Source organism: Thermovenabulum gondwanense (genome assembly GCF_001601575.1).
In the GTDB taxonomy this organism is placed as follows: Bacteria; Bacillota; Thermosediminibacteria; order Thermosediminibacterales; family Thermosediminibacteraceae; genus Thermovenabulum; species Thermovenabulum gondwanense.
Genome location: NZ_LOHZ01000015.1, coordinates 16789 through 35433, shown reverse-complemented (window position 1 = coordinate 35433; position 18645 = coordinate 16789). Strand labels below are relative to the sequence as shown.

Sequence of the window (18645 nt, the reverse complement as noted above, 5' to 3'; positions counted from 1 at the left end):
TCGTGATTATAGTTACAGGAGGAACGGGGCATATAGGAAACGTTTTGGTTAAAAAATTACTGGAAAAAGGGCACGAAGTAAGAATAATTGTGCCACCTTATGAAGATTTAACACCTGTAAAAGAATTGGATGTTCAAATAGAATTTGCAGATGTGCGCGATGAGGAAAAAATTACATCCTGCTTTAGAAACGGCTCTGCCGTATTTCACCTCGCAAGCCGTATTTCTATATTTAAAAGGGATAAGAAGGTTTACGAGATCAATGTTAAAGGAACGGAAAATGTGATAAAAGCATGTATCAAAAATGGCATCAAAGATTTAATATATGTCAGCTCGGTTCATGCCTTAAAAGAAGAACCCGCAAAAAATATTATAAGAGAAAGCAAGGATTTTAATCCAAACAATGTTATCGGGGATTATGCAAAATCAAAAGCTATTGCTACTAACCTGGTATTAAAATCTCAAAATTACGGCTTGGAACCGGTAATAGTCCATCCTTCCGGCGTTATCGGCCCTTACGACTATAAAATCTCCTTTATTAACAAGGTTATAATTGATTATATAAATAAAAAACATATATTTTCAATAAAGGGTGCTTACAATTTCGTCGATGTAAGGGATGTAGCTCAAGGAATAATCTTAGCATGGGAAAAAGGGAAAAGAGGAGAAAATTACATCCTTTCAGGAGAGACCATTTCAATCGAACAGCTTTTTTCCTATCTTGAAGAAATTACTGGTATTAAAAAGCCACAATTCACCATCGATAGTAATACGGCATTATTTTTTTCTTATTTTGCAGACATTTATTACCATATATCCAAAGAAAAACCTACCTTTACCTCTTATTCCATTTATACATTAAAAACCAATTCCAATTTTAGCTGTGAAAAGGCAAAAAAAGAATTGGGGTATAGTACAAGACCCATAAAGCAAACAGTATTTGATACCGTTACTTGGCTTAAAGAATATATTTGTAATTAAAAATCCGATTTTTACTTTTGGATAAGGATCAATAAAAAATTCAGTTTTACTTGTTATACCATTTAGATACTTCAGGATACTGCTCTACAAATTTTTCATTAGCCCTTTCAAGTTTTTTATAATATTCATCATATGAGGGGCTTAACTTCCTCATGTTTGGAATGAATACGTCATAATACCCATTGGTTCTTTGAAATTCTAATAATAAGTTTTGTAACTTATAAACGGGTGATTGGGTAAATTCTTCTGAATTTTTATAAGCAATATATTTGTCTAAAGCGTCCCTGTTTTGTTCTATATAACCATTTATATCTTCTACAGCTTGAATTATATTTGAAGTTATATTCTCCATTATTTCAGTATCAATATATGAAGCCGCACCTTCAAAAAACTCCTCCAATTCGGGAGGAATTCTAAAATTCTCGACACTATCTAAGAACTCAACAACTTTATTATATGCAATCTGTTGCTCTTCAGTCAAAATACTATCATTCATGAAGCTGCCAAAATGATGAGCAAGAAACCATCCATAATAACCAGGAAAAGCGCTTAATAATTTTTCTTTGATTGTTTGCTGCTTATCTATATACTCAATTTGGTGAAAAATTTCATCAAGGTTTTTCCCTTCAATCAACTGATTTAACAATTGTTGTTTTCTCCAGGTTTTTTCCATTTCTAAATCCTTTTGGTATTTAATTTTAGAAAGAACGCACTTTCTATTTTCTTTATCCAAAACACTACGTATTTCTGCTATATTTAAACCTAGTTTTCTCAATAGAGATATCTCTTTAAGTCTTTTAACATCTTCTTCGCTAAAATTACGGTAACCGTTGTCTTCAATTTTAGGAGCTATTAAACCCTTTTCTTCATAATATTCAATCGCTTTTTTAGTAAGTCCTGTAATTTTACACACTTCTTTAATAAGCATTTCTAACACCTCCGCCTTTATAATAAGCTATCCTCCAAGGTGCTAGTCAAGGAGATATGCTTCGGAATTATAAATCGTAGACAACTTTTTATCCTTTACATTATAATCTACGATTATAATTTGAACGGGAGAAAAATTCTGTGTATAGACTTGCAGTATATCCTCTTCAGAAATCCACTTTGCCATGTAAAAACCAAAACCATCCACGGTTATTTCCTCAAATGTACCATTTGAAGAATAAACTCGTGTAATATTTCCGTCAACTACCAATAATTTGCTGCGATCAGGAGACGCATTGTAATAAAAAGTATTTTCAGATATCCTAACCGGGTATGAAACCATCTTACTTTTACTTTTATCAAAAATTTTCGTATCCTTTTCTCCTGTAAAAACTGCATAATCCCCGGATATTCTAAATAATTTATATTTTTCACCTATATTTTCAACAGCATAAGAATTTACAAAATTAAATGAACATATTTTCCCATCATTGAAATAGTAAATTTCGCCTTCTTTTTCCCCTATTAAAATCCCTTCTATAGGAAGCTTTGCAATTTCCTTAGTACTCAGCTTTATTAAGTACTTTTCTTTTCCGTCAATCAGGATATTATTTCCCTCGGTTATAAAAATATTACTGATATTTTCTTTGCCAAAAGGAATATTTTCTATGCTGCCCGTGTGTACATCATAAATCTCTATATTTTCCCCATCCCTTGCCGCCATTATAAAATAGGCGGAATCCTTTGACCAACAGTAAAGGGTTTTGCAATTGTTTTTCTTTGCAATAACCTTTACCTGCCCCTCACCTAAATTGCAAAAATATACATCAAACTCACGATTCAGGACATCCGTTTCTCCGCCCCCATTGTTTATTACAACATAATTGCCATCCGGGCTAACAAAGAAATTTGTGACTACAGAACCCTGGACGTGATCGGCATCTATTTTGGGTAAATCTATGTGGCATGAAAATTTTTTTGAACTAATATTGAATTTAAAAAGATGTGCATAATTATGAAATATAATGTTATTTTCGTCCGCATAGTCAACGATCCATCCAGAGACCCCTATAATTTCGTTTTTTAAGTTATTTATTATCAACTCTTCAATTACATCGGCTTTTACCTGTATTACATCTTTTAATTCCTTTTCTCGAGCTTTATTCATATTTATAGCAGTTCTATCTTTGCAGCCATACAACAGCAAAGTAAAACATAGCATAAGTAAAAAATACATTATCCTTTTAAAACTCACAATATAACACCCTTTCAAATTATCACCCCGCAAATAACATGTTTTCTATTTCCTTTAACAAACCTGGCTTATAATAATATTTGTTTTGATATTTAAATCCATCTTCAAATATTTCAACATCAATTGCATCGTCATCTATATAAAATTTCACAATCATTTCCGGCCTCATCCCGGTACCAATTCCATTCCCTTTCAATTTCCCATCCCTTAATATCCTCACAAAATGGTTTTTCCTTGCGGTATAGTCTCCCTCTATCAATTTATCCTTACTCGATGCTACTTCTACCCTTTGAGCATTAAAAAGGTAGGATATGACCTCTTTATTATCAATCCGTCCAACGGGCAAAATTTTTGTCAATGCTTCCCAGATTTCCCCACCCGTATTGTAGACACTAAAAGTTTTTCCGCTTACCGCAAATTGATTCTTATTTATAAAATATATGTGAACATCGTCCAACTGCAGCTGGTAGTCGGGAAATTCCGATACAAGGGCTCCTCCGGGATATTCCTCGTCTATCTTTGCCTTTGACATTAAAAAGGCGTTTTTAAGTTCGTTTATTTGCTCTTTTCTTAGCATAATCTCTTTTTGGGCGTCCACCGCCAAAAGTCTTACAAATTTTGCATTTTCCAGTGCATTTAATATAATTTGCTTATCATCCGGTGCATTATTTTTATTTTCTTGAGCCTCTATCCCCGTAATTAGCCACTTACCCTCAATTTTTTCAACGGTTGCTTTAATCATCGTTCTCCACTCCTCACCGGGGACGCTGGTTATTTCCACAATTTCTCCGAAAACCGAGAATTTGCTTTCATTTTCTTTCACTATATCTAATATTTCAATTCTGTCCGGCCAGGGGCTTGAAACGTACCTACCCGGTGCCTTCGTCGGGTCCTTTATCCATTCGTTTAAAAGGCCCGGTGCAATAAATTCTCCGTAGCTTTGATTAATAGATTCTCGTAATATTTCCACAGGTGCGAGTTTACTTACGTCCTTCAACCTTTTGCCGAATCCCTGAATAACCTTTATAACTTCTGCATTATCGGCAGGCTTAAAACTTTTCGCGATTTTTAAAAGCAAGGCTTCATCTGCGTATCTTGAGTCGGCGTAAATATCGTAGGCGATTTTTTCTTCCTCAAAAATCAGGTACAAATGGTTTTCATTTTTCACCGAATTATCCCCCGATGCCGCGGGCTGGCTTAAATCAAGATTTACCAATACTGCCTTCGTATTTAGTCCCTTTATTTCCTTTTGGCTTTTTACCTCAGAATGATTGGGTAAAAAGAGGGGCTGACCGGGTTCGTAGGAAATAATTTGAATTCCTCCTATGGGAAGTTTTTCTTTTTCAAATGCAAGTCCGCCGTAAGATATTATCCTTGTTGTTGAGAAGTATTTAAAAATTGTGTTCTTTTCTATTATTAACCCCGAAGTATCGGTATTTATTTTTATATCACCGGGAATATCGAATACTAAGCTTCCGACCTGCACCTCATTTTTAGATACAGGCCCCGTAAGTAAGAATATGCCAAGCAATACAAAACATAAAATTCCGGTAATAAAAAATACTACTCTTTTAGTTTTAAATATTTCGGCCATACTTATCATCCTTATTCTCCTTTCAATATCTCCCCTGTCATCCACCATACTTACAAGCTTCAGGGATGGTGCGGGCATATTAAAATTTTCAAGAATTGAAATAAGGGTTCTTCCGTATTCCTTTCTTTCGTTGTTTTCCAGTAACACCAGTACTACCTCATCAGCTGCTGTTTCCATGTCCTGACGGATCTTTTTAAAATAATACCATATAAGAGGGTTAAACCAGTAAAAAAGCTGTAAAAAAATCAACAGATAATTTACCAGTATATCCTTTCTCTTTAAATGGGAAAGCTCATGTAAAAAAATATACGAAAGTTTTTCCTCTCCCAATTCCAAAAAGGTTGGAGTAATTAATATTTTAGGGCTCAAAAAGCCTACAACGGAAGGCACTTTAATTATATCCTGTATAATTACATCAACGTCCCCGTTGTATTTAATTTTCTCTTTACAATTATTCAATATCTTCTTTAAAGTTAAAGGAACAGGTCTGCCGCTAATTTTCAGCTTTCTATTAAAATTCACGTTTATAAATATCACGAATAACAAAGATAGAATAAAGACGGTAACCCAAATGTAAGAGGCAATGGTACTTATTTTTTTAAAAGAGACATTATTTACATTTTCGTCATTATTATATTGATTATCGAATGGTAATTGAACACTTTTTGACGGAGTCTCCTCTGAGATTAACGATGGCTGCAGGTTGTGGTTAAATTCCGGCTGTATAAAATCAATATTGTAGTTTTTTGAGTATACTGTGTTGAAAAAACTCACCTGTGAAGGGGGCCCGAAAGGTATAAGTAGCTTTATTATAAGTACAAACCAGATTAAATAATGCCAGCGGGGACTAAGTTTGTTTTTCAGAATCCTTTTTATTAATAAAATCACAATCCCTGCAAGGGAAGCGTTCAAAGAGGCTTTTAAAACCGACGTAAAAACTTCTGTCATTTTGTCACCTCATCTTCCAAAAGTTTCTTTAACCTTTCTATCTCCTCCACCGATAACTTTTGTCCCCTGACGAAACTGGTAACCATAAGGCTCAAAGAACCGTTAAAAACTTTATCCAAAAATGAACGGCTGGCAAAGGCTTTATACTCGGTCTCATCTATAATAGGTGAATATACAAAGGCTTTGCTCGATAGTTTTTCTGCTTTGACGGCTCCTTTTGCTACCAAGCGATTAAGAAGTGTTTGAATTGTCTTGGGTTTCCATACCTTAACCTTAGTCAATTTTTCTATAATCTGAGAGCTTGTGGCCTGCTTTAATTCCCATAAAACCTTCATTACCTCCAACTCGGCTTCGGAGATTTGCGGAAATTCTTTCATAAATGTTTACCTCCTTTTTGATTACATTTGTAAGTTTGATTTAATATTACAACTGTAATCCTGTTTTGTCAATATATACTACCGCTTTTTTGCTCTATAATCAATTACGGCAAACTGATATGTCAAAGGCTACACAGGCACCGCCTTCTGAGCGGTTAAAAGCCTTTATGGTACCTCCGTGCGCTTCCACGAGTTTTCTGGCAATATAGAGCCCGAGGCCCATGTGTTCGCCCTCTGAATTTCGTGCACTATCACCTCTATAAAATCTATCGAAGATATGTACCAAATCTTTGGGACTAAAGCCTTTTCCGGTATCGCAAATCAGAAAATATAATCTGTCGTCTTTTATCGTCACATCAATGTTAATGCGTCCAGAATTCGGAGTAAAGCGAATACTGTTTGTAACTATATTGTCAAGTATTCTTTCAAGCTTTTCTTTATCTATCAGGCATAATGCCTCACGATGCCTTGTATCGCATACGTTTGTATAAATTTTGATATTTTTCTTTTGGGAAAGCAGCCTGTAACCTTCCTCTTTCTTTAGTATAAAGACTTTTATGTCAACCGGTTCGGGTTCCAGATTAAAATCAGAAAATTCCAGTTCAGAAACATACCTTATTTTATTAACAAAAGTTGTAATCTTATCAGTATTTTCCTTAATTATGTTTAAATATCTGCAAATCTTGTCACTGTTTTGCTGGTCACCTTCCATAAGGGCTTCTGCATACCCCTTAATTATGGAAGCCGGTGTTTTAAGGTCATGGGCCAGTGCTTCCAGCATTTCCTGCCTCTGCTGCTCCATCCTCCACTGTAAAATCAGCGATTTTTCAAGCTCGCCCCTCATCTCATTAAATGCTTTACAGAGTCGCCCCAGTTCGTTAGGTGCGTCATAGTCAATGAAGAAATCCAGGTTTTTCTCACCTATTTTCTCCGACGCCTGTATGAGCAGATTTAAAGGTTTTACAATATTTTTGTAAAAGATCCTTGAAAACATCCAGGTGCAAAGGATTAAATAAAAAAACGGAGAAAATATGACGGCGAAAAATATAAAGGAAATCCATATTTTATCAAATAGGCTGCGGTAAGTAGGCACCAGCGAGTAGGAAAGGGATACGGCTCCCGCTATTTTCCCTTCCTGGTCAATTATCGGCACTAACCGGATGTACTTTCCCTTTAAGCTAAAAGTGGTGTTTATTTTCCTGCATAGCTGATCCTTATCCCCAATGATTAGCCCTTCATCCGTTCCGTAAATCCGACGACCAAATTTATCCATAACCTGGTAGGAGATACCTTCGGTGGGAATGATTTTCTCAAGAGCCGCTCGACCTTCGCGGCTTAAGATTGACACACCGCTTTTTCTTATATGTTCCTCTATTTCGGGAATTTTTTTCTCAAAATAATTGGCCGGGTACATGTTTTTGTATTCGATTTTTTTATACAATACAAAGCCGAAAAAATATGTGGCTATGGTGGCGATAAAACTGAATACAAGTATGAGTATGAAACTGATAACAAATTGAGTCTTTAAAGGCTTTTTTTCCATCATCTTATTTTCTCCCACCTGTAGCCGATCCCCCAAACAGTAGAAATATATTCGATGTTTGGCTCGGCTTTGGCAAACTTTGCCCTTATATTTTTCACGTGCTCCGCTACGGTGGAGGAATCCCCTTCTGCATCATAACCCCAGATCTTTTCATAGATCTGATCTTTTGAAAATACCTGGCCGGGGTGCAGGGATAATAGCTCTACAATATCAAACTCCCTTTTTGTGAGCGCAATCAAATTCCCGTTTATCCTTACCTGCCGTTCCTTCAAATCTACCGTGAGATTTTTAAAGTTGATCATTGGCCTTCTCCCGCAGGTATTCAGGTATAAAGCCCTATTTTCCCTCCGGAGGTGGGCTTCAATCCTTGCCGTAAGCTCGCCCAGACTGAAGGGTTTTACCACATAATCATCTCCTCCCAGCGCAAGACCCTTAATCCTGTCGGTTTCCGACTGCTTAGCGCTTAGAAAAATAATGGGGCACAAAACCTCATCCCTGATACACCTGCAGACATCGAATCCATCCACCTCCGGCATCATGATATCCAGTATAATTAAGTCCGGCTGTTGTCGAGCTTTTTTAATGCCTTCTTCTCCATTTAAAGCCGTCCACACCGTGTGACCCTTTTTTTCCAGAGAATCCTTTAAAAGGCTGACCAGCTCTTCTTCATCATCGATTATGAGTATTCTGCTCAACCGGCATCACCTCCAGAACACATAATCAATCGTAAGTCTTTTCGCATTCCCATTTATTAAACCACACCAATCCCCCCACCAGCATTATCGTAAAGAAAACCGCAACGGGAATTATACCTTTCAGGCTCTGTTCAAGGATAAACCGTAAAGATTTAAAATGAGGTGGTAGTATCACACCGGGCAAATAAATCCCGGGAAGCATGGACAGGCGCATCGGCCATGCCCATGGAACTAACGGCCACACCGTATCTCCAAGGCTCGAGGCCATTAGAGAAGCTATAAGGACGCCGGCGCCGCCGAGGCCGCAAGATACACCCATACCCCGGGCAAAGCCAATCCAGATATGAAAAGCAAACAGTGGCATGGCACTAAGCTGCAATATAAAGGCAGCCATAATGAAGATAATCCCATTAACGTGAATATTCAACACATATCTTATACCGATTAAAAGCGTTACCATCCCGATCATGATACTCGTCATCGAAAATAAGGTAATCGTTGCCAGTTTCCCAAGGTAAAGTCTGTTTCGGGGCAGTTTGCTACCCAAAAAACCGTTAAAATCCCCTGCCAGTTCTTCTTGATTTACCATAATCCCCGAAATAATGCCGGCTTTCGCCGGGATAACCACCGCAGCCCATACTTCAAAGAAAGCCTGATAAATTTCGGCTTGAATATAAGGAGTAACTTTTTTCAGCGAAAAATACCATGTCAATAATACCGAAAAGGCAACCGGAGTTAAGAACGACAGCCATCTTACCGGAGTGCGCTTTGTTTTCAACCACTCGGCCGATAGTAAGTTTAAAAAAGAAACCCTACCCATCACCACACTTCCTTTTTATTAAACCATATGGCCGTCAAGATTGTGAAGATGGCAAAAGATACAATTGCCGAAGCTATCCCTGGAAGTATCACCGAGGAGTTTAAAAGCGGATCCCCCGGTTTTAAAAATATGCCATTGGGGTGAACCCCTATTATGGGGCACATCAGACGTATGGGGCGACTCCACGGCACAAATATCCAGTAAGTTTTAGGCGCTGCCAAAACTCCTGCTATTAAGCCCAAAAATCCCAGAGCCGCGCTAGCAACGGCGCCCTTTTTCAAGGCCACCCATAGCTGCAGCGGTATCAAGTCCAGGGAGCTTACCCAAAGTATAAAACCGCCCGCTAAAATTTTAAACCTTGGTATGTTTTCTTCTGCTATAAAGAGTCCCGATAAAAAGGTGGCCAAAATGAGGACCGCTGTGACAAGCCCTGTATGCATAGCCATCACTAGAACCTTGGCTGTCCATAGGGCCGGCAGCGAAATATCGCGGGTGTACAGGCTCCAGTAATTGCCCGCCCTTTTTTCCTGAAGCTGCACCAGCGCGGCAAACAGGGCAGTGCCTATGGGTATAAATACCACCGCCCACCAGTTGTAAAACTGGCTGAGAAGCAGCTGCCACGTTTTTATAAAGCCGTCAGGTATAAATAATTTCTGGAGCAGTGCGATCAATATAAAAATCAGCGGTCCCGATGTTACGAGGCGCCTTGAAAACGTCCTTCTGTATTTGAGATATTCGGCTTGTATTATGGCGATCATTTTTTATCCTCCTCGATGTTTAAAACTTCCATAAAAAGGGACTCGAGGTCTTCGTCAGGGTTGATCTTCCCCTGATATTTCAACCGACCGTCGCTGATAATTCCTATATAATCTACAACCTGCGATACTTCCTTCAGTATATGACTTGACAGAATCACCGTGATACCCCTTTTTGAAAGCGAGCGGATCAATCCCCTAAGTTCTTGAATTCCGACGGGGTCGATGCCATTGGTTGGCTCATCGAGAATTAACAGCTTTGGCTCTCCCAACAAGGCTATTGCTATGCCTAAGCGCTGTTTCATTCCCAATGAAAACTGAGACGCCAATTTTTTGCCGGCATCTTTTAAACCAACCGTGCCCAGCACTTCATCTATAACGCCCCCGGGCAATCCCATCAATTTGGTGTGAATCAGAAGGTTTTCCGCGGCAGTGAGGTTCCCGTAAATGGCCGGAGATTCTATTAACGCTCCGATATGCGCCAGGTGCTTTCTCTGCCAGGGCTCACCGAAGACAATTATTTCTCCCCCATCGGGATGCAACAAACCCGTCAGCAGCTTTAAAATCGTTGATTTTCCCGAACCATTAGGACCGATGAGACCGTATATAGACCCTGCCGGAACGCGCAGCGAGACATCTTTAACCACTAACTGCCTCCGGTAGTATTTTCTAAGATTTCTGGTTTCAAGAATATACTCTGCCAATCTTACCATCCTTTCTATCGAAATTTCGGAAGATTTACCGGATTTAGCCGAACTTAAAAGAAGTTTAATCATCTTTTGAAAATTAGTTTTATTTTTATATAAAGATAATAACCCGAATTAATAAAGAATTTATAAAGTTATAAATCAAAACTAAAAAAACGCCACCATATAAAAGTGGCGTTCGCTATCACTTTTTCGCTTCGGGACTTATACATGCCTCATATGCTAATTGATTTAACGTTATAAATAAATCTCCATTTTTAACGACCCCCTTTATCTCACCATCTATATTAGTACTTGGATATGGAGAAGCAGTAGTAAAAAAATTGGAGATTTTACTCCAGCTTAAGTTTATATATTCTCCCTATTGACCCGTATTCTTCATGGTGTTTTTCTTCTCCACAAAATACGTAAAGCGATTTTTCATTTTCGTCTGCAGCAATTATCGACGCAGAACCTTCTAAATTAACTCCTGAAATTACAGATTTTCCTTCTTCAAGGATTTTATATTCAGCAATTAGGTTGCCATCAATATCAATCTTTTTTATATCCCCATAGCTTCCAAGATAGATATAAAAATCTTGTAATTTTAAAAACTCGCTATTTGTATAACCCGCCAATAATATTGGATATTTTAAGGTGTCCCACAATATGTTGCCTTCATAATCAGCTGCAAAAAGTGCCCATACAGCTGATAATCTATCAAAACAAGTATGACCTGTTGCGTATATACGATTCCTTTTAGGGTCGCCTTTTACATGCACTAATCCAAACTGTCTTGGTATTTCAATAATTTTTTTCTCCTTGCCGTTCGCATCAAGTAGTATTACCGCACCGCCCACGGTTGAGTTTATTTCTTCCATCGGTGGTTCTTGTTCGTCGGGATTTGTAGAATTCCATCTTTTCATTTCTTTCGGATCATTAGCTGCCAAAAGTACGTTATTTTCATCGTCCACTGTTATGTAATTTATATTTGTATATTTGCTATGACTATATTGCCACCTTATTTCCCCCGAATCAGCGTCAATTCCGTAAACAGGGTTAGTCGGTTCAATAAAAGCTGCGGCTACTATCGTTCTCTCGTCTTTTGTAATAGCAAGATCGCTTACCGGATGAACTTCCCCGGATGTTTTAGATCCTACAACGGTTGTTGCCCATAAAACTTTTCCATTATCATCAACACAGTAAACTTTTCCATCGGGTGCCCCGAAATAACAACGTCCTTTTTTTGTAAAAATAAATGAGGGTACCATTTTAATCGCATAATTACCCATACCAAAGGAAATCTGATTCTTCAGCTTCCCTTCATAGGATAAAACCCATACTTGCAAATTTGGAAGATCCATCAAGTAAATATCATTATTATACGGATGGACCCCTATTTGAACAATATCGGAGCCTTCAGGCAAATCATAGTTCCATAATTCTTTTCCACTTTTAGAATCTATTGCAGTGAGCCTACCCTCAAAATAATTGGTATAAACGGTATTTCTATCATTGCTCAAAGCTATATCAACTAGATCTAAAGGACGATGTTTCATATTATTTAAATCATTCGGGTACCCCCATTGTAAGTAGCTGTTATTGTTTTTCTCTGCCGAAAGCGTTTCTGAGTCCCTTTCTTCGATGTAATCTAAAATCGAAGGTTGTTGTACTTCGCAACCCGTAACTAAAAAAAGAAAAATTGCTAATAAAAATAGCTTGGCAGTTTTATACATTTTCTCCACCTCCACTTATTCCTCAAATATGGTTATTCTATCCAGGTCATCTAATGTAGCTCCTTTTATATTATCTGCAAAATAGATATTTTTGCCATATTTTGTCCCCGGGTCATGAATTTTAAAAGACCAATCGTACATTGTGTTCTTCGTCAAAAAACTATTTTTTACGGGTAGTGTATCTCCAAAAAATTCCTTTAATTCCTCATCAGTCAAGGGAACAATTTCATCCTTGGTAACAGTTTTTGGGTCTTTATTTATTATAACATGCTCATTTATTTTAATATCTTTATCAATAGAAACAGGGCCTATAATCTCCGAGCTAACAAAAGTAACAAAGTGTCCAGGAATTCTTCCGATTGGATGTTTCCCTGCATCAAGATATTTATCAAGTTCAATTGCTTTTTTAGAAGCATCATAACTTGTAAAACTAACATGATAATATTTATTCCATCCAAATTTCTTTCTTATAATATCCCAATTAGCATATGTGCTGTCGCCATTGGCTCTATAAACCACATAGGGATCAGCAGAAGAATATTGACTCTTGTTAACTCTTTCATCATATATATAAGCTTTGCTTGGATACAACACCATAGCGCAACATGAAATAGCACATCCAGTTTTTGAAATTTCCTGTTTTTTATCATCAGGAACTCCTTCCCCCCAGTAACCACCTTCATAGTTGCCTGCTTTTTGACAATAAAATGGAGGTATATGTGCCAAAGCAATTGAAGGTTTTATAAAGGTGAGGGTTAGAATAAATACAAGTACCGAAATTTTAACTTTCTTCAATTTTGACAACCCCTTTCATTCTTTTTTCCAAAATATTTTTTGAATTATTTCAAAAAACTTTTTAAGCAAATATATACAATGATTAAATTTTAATGAGGTTGAGAATTTAAAAATCTTATTCGGAATCCAATAGTATTTTGGATAAAAACACAAAATATGTAGAATGGATTCTAACTTATTCTGCAGAAACTTTAGCATAAGCTCTCTTCCCATTGATCCTTAACTCGAAATAAAGCGTATCCTTATATTGATGGAAAATCTTCTTTTCTTCTTCCGAAAGTTTATTATAGTGCTTCATCAATACTCCTACTTCGACATGAATTTTTTCTCCGGGTTTCAATTCCCTATACTCATGAGGTGAAAGCATTTCCATTTTTTGGCCAGCAATAATTATGGGGTTTAACTCCGGAGGAACAAACCATTTTAAATTTACTTTAATAGTCTCATTTGAAATATTTATTACTCTAAAATCATATATCAAATTGCACAATTCATCATCCGGACCGCCTTCCACCGTGGTATGATCGAAAAGCAATCTAGATTTATACATCTCAATTCTTACGTATTTTTCATAATCTATTTCACTGGCCCCTGAATTTATTCTGTCTATTACGAAATCAACATCCGGGAGAAAAGGAGTGGCAAAATATTTGCATCCAGTTAAAAATAAAAAAGAAAAAAGAATATGAAAGATAATGAATTTCTTAATATGTTTCATAATACGTTCTCCCCATCTTCCATGCTTCATATGCCAATTGACTTAACACATTGTATTTCATATAGTTTGGAGCCTTTGCTATAACTTCGGGAGGGTAGCCATTTTGATGAGTGTAATATTCTACATTATATCTAAATTCTCCAATTTTCGAATCAAAATACCACATACCATAAATTCTATAATAATATCTGCTTAAACTATAACCAATATATTTCCAGGTCTTACTATAATCCCAGACATAAAGATCGTGATAAAAATCTCTATATGTATACTTCGTTTCAACTTCAACCCTTTTATAAGGATCAATATTCGACAAATCAGTATAAACGGCCTTTAACGCGTTGTATATTTCTTCTCCTCTTCTGTATATATCTCCAATACCAGGTACCGCCTTAATTATCAATACTGAAGCGTATTTAAATGTTTCAAAACTGGTAAAACTTTTCCTTGGGGTCGCATTCATATATCCGACTTCCTTAGTTAAAACATCTTCTATTTTTACAGTTCCATAACCCGGATCTACATATTCCACACCTATTCCCCTATCAGAATCAAATTGAGGCTGGGTAATTATTTGAGATCTCAATATAATCCTATCATCTTTTGCACTTGGTAAATTTTTATCAAAAGGCATTGCTAATGTATTACTTAAGCAAAATAAGAATATAAAATCATTATAGATAATTTTTTCAATAATTTCATTTTTAATCCCTCCCGCATTATTAATATCCTTAGTTCTATGCTATTACAATGCTATCCTTTCATAGTTCTCACCCTCTTCCTTGTGGTTTACTTAAAAAATTTACTGTGGGTGGCATTCTTTTTCCCCTATAATATAGTCGTTTTATGATGCCAAAAAGTTCCCATAAAATAAAATTTTTTTTAATAGACACGTAAACATATCGAAGATGAGGTATGGTTCAGAATAATAAAAAGTTTATGCTTTTCATTCACTTAACAAAAAATCGCCGCTCCTATTTTCTGCTGCACTAGATTTTTAAAAGAATTACCCTACCTTGGAAACAGCACAAAAACTTTATGTATCAAAAATGACAGCTTTCTTAAAATCTCATAAACACCCAAAACCTAGTGAGGCGGCTATGGAAATCTATCAGAAGCTGCATTCTCCTCAACTGAAGGCAAGCCCGGTAGTTGCCAGAACCAAAGCCCGTTTTATGCTGGCTATACTTTCTCAACTCGAACCGCTCCTCGAGCAAATCAAAGAATATGACAAGGAGATAGAACGCCTTTTTAATCTCCACTCCGACAGCAGGTTGTTCGGAAACCTACCTGGAGCGGGTTCGTGGCTGGCCCCGAGACTGCTGGCGGAGTGAGGAGATGACAGAGAACGTTTTATGAACGTTTCTGTAGTTCAAGCTCTGGCCGGAACTTCCCCCGTTTTATACCAAAGTGGCAAATACCGCTTTGCCAAATAGCGAAAATCCTGTGTCAAACCCTTCCGCAATGCTATGTACCAATTTTCTTATCAAACAGTACGGTGGATTAGTTGGGAAACGGGTATCAATTCGCTACCTGCAATTTCTTTGCCCCTGTTTCTATAAATCTCTGTCGCAAATGTAAGTAACTGTCCACTCACCGTATCCTTCACGGCAACCAGTTTATTTTTGGGAATAGTTTCACCCGATGTGTTTTTAATTACACACTTGACTTCCGCGGAATTGCGTGCCACTTTATATTCGACTGTGGAAGTATTTAATATCATCGTCCCCTGCTCGTTATATATAGTTATATTGCCGTCATCTTTATTCCAATAGACCTGATACCCAAGAATATCAAAAATCAACCTTAAAGGCAAATATGTTTTACCATTTTTAACAAGCGGCCTTTGGTCTAGGTATGGAATTATATACCATTTATATATTTAAGGAGCTGATGTACCTTGAGGGCAAAAAGCGGGTTACTTTACGTAAATCTCATTCGTGGTTGCAGTCGTTGAATCAGATATACCATCATAAGCATAGTGATAACTTTTTACCCTGTAATACTTACCCCTTTCCACCAAAACCACTTTCCCTCCCTCAACGTAATCGGTGTCGTAATCAGTAAAGGTATATGAAGCCACATCTACCCATGAAGAACCCGTATACTTCTGTAAGACAAGCTTAACAACTACTTTGTCGCACATTCTATTGCACTGAGTATAACCGTAAATTTCTACCGAACCATTCCTCTGATCCTGGATGCGGCAGTGCCAGATATCTATCAAATAGTCTTCTTGCTCGGTATAATATCCATTTATATCCCCGGAAAGGCCTCTCATGTTGTGTGATACTGCGTAATCCCTCTCGATTTTCTCGGGTGACGCTGCAAAGACTGGGAAACAAAGGCTTAAGATTAAGATCAAAATTGAGATCAATTTAAGCGGCCTGTAACTCATAAAAACCATCCCCCTTTTAATTTTCTCCTCTATAAAATAGTCGTTTTATGCTGCCAAAAAGTTCCCTGAAATTGAAAATTTTTTAATAAAAAAAGAACGGGTTTTCCCCGCTCCTTATGCTGATTTTTTCCATCCAAACAAAACATACAAAATCATTCCTACAATTATTCCCAATAGAAGTCCGCTAATAATTGCCTTGATCAATTCCAAAGCAGTAAATGGTTTATAAAGATTAACGGTAAACAAAATAACAAATAGGAGAGAAGAAACTAAAACAAATTTGTTATAAAGAAAGCACATTCGCTGTTCACTCCTACTCTTAATTTTTTTCCTATAATATAGTCGTTTTATGCCTCCAAAAAGTTCCCTTTAGTTGAAAAATTTTTTATAATAATATTAAAGATTCTTTCAAAAAGGCGGTATTTTAAAATGGAAAATTTTGACCTTTTCGAGAGTCTCTACCGCAGTTATTTTTCAAAAGCTTACAGGGCGGCTTTCTTGGTCGCTCAGGACGAAAATATCGCTCATGATTCCGTCCAAGAGGCTTTTTTAGCTGCCTGCGAAATATTGAAAAAAAGCCCTATTAACCTTTCCCGCTTCCAGGCGCTGGTCTGCGCTATCGCTACCAAAAAAGCCATCAACTTTATCCGAAATAAATCAAAGTATGTGCTCATAGATGAGAGCTTTATGGATACGATAGTTTCTCTGAATACCAATCTGGAAGTTTCGCCCGATACAATTACGGATGCCGAAAACAGGATGGATCTGGATTATGCTTTAAAGCAGCTCAATCCAATTTACAGGCAGATCTTAGTATTGAAGTACTATAACGACCTTTCAGAAAATGAAATATCTAAGTATCTCGGTGTACCAGTGGGAACCGTCAAAAGCAGGCTTTATCGCGCAAGGATGTTTTTGAGGAATTTTTTTAGAGAACAAAATGAAGGGGCAGGATGCGATGAAAAAGGATAAGGACGCTTTCGACCTTTATCTGTCTAAAAAAATAAAGGAGTACGCTGAAGACATCCCACTTCCGAAACATATCGAAGATGAAATTTGGGTCAGAATAAAAAGAGAATTAGAAGCTCAAAAGAACAAAAAGATAGCCATTAAAAAAAGAATTGTAAGTGTGGCTTTTGTTCTAATAGTTTTTTTCATGGGTGTCTATACGGGAATTGCCGGAAAGGAAGCCACGGCTGATTCAAAGTTTTTCAAAATTGTCAGGGAATACTTGAATAATATAATGACCATTTCAGGAAAGACGGTCTCAGAAAATTACGGAACAGCGAAAGATTTTATTCTCTCCATTGATGAAGTGCAGAAAAATGTGGGTTTTCAAATCGCAGTCCCGGAATACCTCCCGGAGGGATACGGTTTCCACGGCGCGAAGATTTCCGGTGGGGAGAAGGCTTCTGTTGCTTTGATTTATAGAAAAGGAACAGAAGGTGAGGAGCTTAGAATTGAACAATTTTCTGTAGCACGGGAAACGGCCTTTTCTCATAATTTCCGGACAAATGATGCAGAAGTGAAAGACCTCAGCATAAAGGGCTCTGAAGCCACACTCATTCATTTCAAAAAAAGCGGCTTAAGGCAGCTTTTATACGAAAAGGGCTCGATTTATTTTATAATCACCGGGAGATTAAGCGAAGAGGATATAATCAGGGTAGCTGAAAGCATGAGGCCTTAGGGGAACTTTACGTTCACCTCGCCCAATCCTTCGTGGAATTCTTCGCTTATTTTAAGGTATTACTGAAAAAAACGTGGTTTTACGTATAGATAATAAATTTCTTTACCTTCTATCTTAGATTTCGCTAGAAAAAATCTCCTTCTTTATCTTTAACTTCATTTATCCAGTCTTTTACATACGGTTCGGTAATTTCGTACGGCTTTTTATACTGTACTTCAACACTTATTACCCCTAAATAAGTACATGCAGACAGTAGAAGTATGAGCATGACCATTATAATCAACATTGAAAAAATTTTTTTATTTAAACCATTCCTCAGCATTCGTTTTCTATCCTCCTATGTACATACATACTTCTGTTACTTAACTTTATTAATTATACATAAACACTAACTCTATTTATATCATCTACAGGAAAAAAGTGAAAGCCCTCAGCCCCTGTATCAATAGGCTAAGGGCTTTCAGCATTAAGAAAGATTTTTAAGAAATCGACAACTTTTTCACGACAATTAAAATCGGTTTAATAATCCCATTCTTACAACAGTGCATGAACATAGTCAGAATCCGCCTGATATACACCTTCTGAAAAACTTAATGATAATTCTCCAATTAATGATACACTGGGCTCTAACGTTAATGTTGAATGACCATATTCAATGTACAAAGCTACTTCGGGAATCCTTCCTATTTTAGACACTCGTATATATCCATAACCGGATTGAGCCCAATCAT

General features: G+C 37.1%; 20 protein-coding genes. 4 read left to right on the top strand and 16 right to left on the bottom strand.

Features of this window, described 5'->3' with window-relative positions; all coding sequences use genetic code 11:
• Nucleotides 1-2 precede the first annotated feature (2 nt).
• The gene (locus ATZ99_RS00460; RefSeq protein ID WP_068747291.1) at nucleotides 3-980 is read left to right on the top strand and encodes an NAD-dependent epimerase/dehydratase family protein; all 978 of its coding nucleotides are present in this window, start codon (nucleotides 3-5) and stop codon (nucleotides 978-980) included.
• A gap of 46 nt (nucleotides 981-1026) precedes the next feature.
• Here ATZ99_RS00460 and ATZ99_RS00455 read toward each other — a convergent pair whose 3' ends face one another.
• From ATZ99_RS00455 to ATZ99_RS00395, 13 genes are all read right to left on the bottom strand, one after another.
• On the bottom strand, nucleotides 1027-1908 hold the full coding sequence (locus ATZ99_RS00455; protein ID WP_068747290.1) for a MerR family transcriptional regulator: 882 nt from the start codon (nucleotides 1906-1908) through the stop codon (nucleotides 1027-1029).
• A 42-nt stretch (nucleotides 1909-1950) separates the two neighbouring features.
• Complete coding sequence (locus tag ATZ99_RS00450) at nucleotides 1951-3162, bottom strand: hypothetical protein (RefSeq protein ID WP_068747289.1); 1212 nt, start codon at nucleotides 3160-3162, stop codon at nucleotides 1951-1953.
• 22 nt (nucleotides 3163-3184) lie between these two features.
• Nucleotides 3185-5704, bottom strand: coding sequence for a M56 family metallopeptidase (locus ATZ99_RS00445; RefSeq protein WP_068747288.1), 2520 nt, complete (start codon nucleotides 5702-5704; stop codon nucleotides 3185-3187).
• Nucleotides 5701-6081: a BlaI/MecI/CopY family transcriptional regulator gene (locus ATZ99_RS00440; protein ID WP_068747287.1), complete on the bottom strand. Its 381-nt coding sequence runs from the start codon at nucleotides 6079-6081 to the stop codon at nucleotides 5701-5703. Before ATZ99_RS00440 ends, ATZ99_RS00445 begins: the two co-directional genes overlap by 4 nt.
• Before the next feature lie 100 nt (nucleotides 6082-6181).
• Entirely contained in the window at nucleotides 6182-7627 is a 1446-nt protein-coding gene (locus ATZ99_RS00435) for a HAMP domain-containing sensor histidine kinase (RefSeq protein WP_068747286.1), read from the bottom strand.
• Nucleotides 7624-8319 carry a response regulator transcription factor gene (locus ATZ99_RS00430; protein ID WP_068747285.1) on the bottom strand — a complete coding sequence of 232 codons (696 nt, stop codon included), beginning with the start codon at nucleotides 8317-8319 and terminating at the stop codon, nucleotides 7624-7626. The genes ATZ99_RS00435 and ATZ99_RS00430 overlap by 4 nt, the downstream gene beginning before the upstream one ends.
• A gap of 25 nt (nucleotides 8320-8344) precedes the next feature.
• Complete coding sequence (locus ATZ99_RS00425) at nucleotides 8345-9139, bottom strand: lantibiotic immunity ABC transporter MutG family permease subunit (protein WP_068747284.1); 795 nt, start codon at nucleotides 9137-9139, stop codon at nucleotides 8345-8347.
• A complete protein-coding gene (locus ATZ99_RS00420; protein ID WP_068747283.1) occupies nucleotides 9139-9897 on the bottom strand; it encodes a lantibiotic immunity ABC transporter MutE/EpiE family permease subunit in 759 nt (252 codons plus the stop codon). The genes ATZ99_RS00425 and ATZ99_RS00420 overlap by 1 nt, the downstream gene beginning before the upstream one ends.
• The gene (locus tag ATZ99_RS00415) at nucleotides 9894-10598 is read right to left on the bottom strand and encodes a lantibiotic protection ABC transporter ATP-binding protein (protein ID WP_245641263.1); all 705 of its coding nucleotides are present in this window, start codon (nucleotides 10596-10598) and stop codon (nucleotides 9894-9896) included. The genes ATZ99_RS00420 and ATZ99_RS00415 overlap by 4 nt, the downstream gene beginning before the upstream one ends.
• A gap of 335 nt (nucleotides 10599-10933) precedes the next feature.
• Nucleotides 10934-12316 (bottom strand): outer membrane protein assembly factor BamB family protein, encoded by a 1383-nt coding sequence (locus ATZ99_RS00410; protein WP_068747282.1) that lies wholly within the window; start codon nucleotides 12314-12316, stop codon nucleotides 10934-10936.
• Nucleotides 12317-12331: 15 nt separating this feature from the next.
• Nucleotides 12332-13111, bottom strand: a complete 780-nt coding sequence (locus ATZ99_RS00405; RefSeq protein ID WP_068747281.1) for a hypothetical protein — start codon at nucleotides 13109-13111, stop codon at nucleotides 12332-12334.
• A gap of 175 nt (nucleotides 13112-13286) precedes the next feature.
• Nucleotides 13287-13829, bottom strand: coding sequence for a hypothetical protein (locus ATZ99_RS00400; protein WP_068747280.1), 543 nt, complete (start codon nucleotides 13827-13829; stop codon nucleotides 13287-13289).
• Nucleotides 13816-14361, bottom strand: a complete 546-nt coding sequence (locus ATZ99_RS00395) for a hypothetical protein (protein WP_222927044.1) — start codon at nucleotides 14359-14361, stop codon at nucleotides 13816-13818. Before ATZ99_RS00395 ends, ATZ99_RS00400 begins: the two co-directional genes overlap by 14 nt.
• Before the next feature lie 568 nt (nucleotides 14362-14929).
• Here ATZ99_RS00395 and ATZ99_RS00390 point away from each other — a divergent pair.
• Complete coding sequence (locus ATZ99_RS00390) at nucleotides 14930-15163, top strand: hypothetical protein (RefSeq protein ID WP_157074674.1); 234 nt, start codon at nucleotides 14930-14932, stop codon at nucleotides 15161-15163.
• Between the two features lie 152 nt (nucleotides 15164-15315).
• On the opposite strand, the gene ATZ99_RS00385 is transcribed toward ATZ99_RS00390, so the two are convergent.
• Together ATZ99_RS00385 and ATZ99_RS00380 are read right to left on the bottom strand one after the other, a co-directional pair.
• Entirely contained in the window at nucleotides 15316-15693 is a 378-nt protein-coding gene (locus ATZ99_RS00385; RefSeq protein WP_281178151.1) for a stalk domain-containing protein, read from the bottom strand.
• 54 nt (nucleotides 15694-15747) lie between these two features.
• A complete protein-coding gene (locus tag ATZ99_RS00380) occupies nucleotides 15748-16227 on the bottom strand; it encodes a hypothetical protein (RefSeq protein ID WP_068747277.1) in 480 nt (159 codons plus the stop codon).
• 429 nt (nucleotides 16228-16656) lie between these two features.
• Between ATZ99_RS00380 and ATZ99_RS00370 the strand changes: the two genes are divergently transcribed.
• On the top strand, nucleotides 16657-17199 hold the full coding sequence (locus tag ATZ99_RS00370) for an RNA polymerase sigma factor (RefSeq protein ID WP_068747275.1): 543 nt from the start codon (nucleotides 16657-16659) through the stop codon (nucleotides 17197-17199).
• A complete protein-coding gene (locus ATZ99_RS00365) occupies nucleotides 17186-17914 on the top strand; it encodes a DUF4367 domain-containing protein (protein ID WP_068747274.1) in 729 nt (242 codons plus the stop codon). The genes ATZ99_RS00370 and ATZ99_RS00365 overlap by 14 nt, the downstream gene beginning before the upstream one ends.
• A gap of 124 nt (nucleotides 17915-18038) precedes the next feature.
• Here ATZ99_RS00365 and ATZ99_RS00360 read toward each other — a convergent pair whose 3' ends face one another.
• Nucleotides 18039-18236, bottom strand: coding sequence for a hypothetical protein (locus ATZ99_RS00360; protein WP_068747273.1), 198 nt, complete (start codon nucleotides 18234-18236; stop codon nucleotides 18039-18041).
• Nucleotides 18237-18645: the final 409 nt, after the last annotated feature.

Excerpts from the sequence above, each read along its gene's own strand:
- ATZ99_RS00435 (WP_068747286.1), bottom strand. The coding sequence starts at position 7,627 with ATGATGGAAAAAAAGCCTTTAAAGACTCAATTTGTTATCAGTTTCATA.
- ATZ99_RS00420 (WP_068747283.1), bottom strand. The coding sequence starts at position 9,897 with ATGATCGCCATAATACAAGCCGAATATCTCAAATACAGAAGGACGTTT.
- ATZ99_RS00445 (WP_068747288.1), bottom strand. The coding sequence starts at position 5,704 with ATGACAGAAGTTTTTACGTCGGTTTTAAAAGCCTCTTTGAACGCTTCC.
- ATZ99_RS00455 (WP_068747290.1), bottom strand. The coding sequence starts at position 1,908 with ATGCTTATTAAAGAAGTGTGTAAAATTACAGGACTTACTAAAAAAGCG.
- ATZ99_RS00380 (WP_068747277.1), bottom strand. The coding sequence starts at position 16,227 with ATGAGTTACAGGCCGCTTAAATTGATCTCAATTTTGATCTTAATCTTA.
- ATZ99_RS00365 (WP_068747274.1), top strand. The coding sequence starts at position 17,186 with ATGAAAAAGGATAAGGACGCTTTCGACCTTTATCTGTCTAAAAAAATA.
- ATZ99_RS00360 (WP_068747273.1), bottom strand. The coding sequence starts at position 18,236 with ATGCTGAGGAATGGTTTAAATAAAAAAATTTTTTCAATGTTGATTATA.
- ATZ99_RS00425 (WP_068747284.1), bottom strand. The coding sequence starts at position 9,139 with ATGGGTAGGGTTTCTTTTTTAAACTTACTATCGGCCGAGTGGTTGAAA.
- ATZ99_RS00440 (WP_068747287.1), bottom strand. The coding sequence starts at position 6,081 with ATGAAAGAATTTCCGCAAATCTCCGAAGCCGAGTTGGAGGTAATGAAG.
- ATZ99_RS00410 (WP_068747282.1), bottom strand. The coding sequence starts at position 12,316 with ATGTATAAAACTGCCAAGCTATTTTTATTAGCAATTTTTCTTTTTTTA.
- ATZ99_RS00370 (WP_068747275.1), top strand. The coding sequence starts at position 16,657 with ATGGAAAATTTTGACCTTTTCGAGAGTCTCTACCGCAGTTATTTTTCA.
- ATZ99_RS00400 (WP_068747280.1), bottom strand. The coding sequence starts at position 13,829 with ATGAAACATATTAAGAAATTCATTATCTTTCATATTCTTTTTTCTTTT.
- ATZ99_RS00390 (WP_157074674.1), top strand. The coding sequence starts at position 14,930 with ATGGAAATCTATCAGAAGCTGCATTCTCCTCAACTGAAGGCAAGCCCG.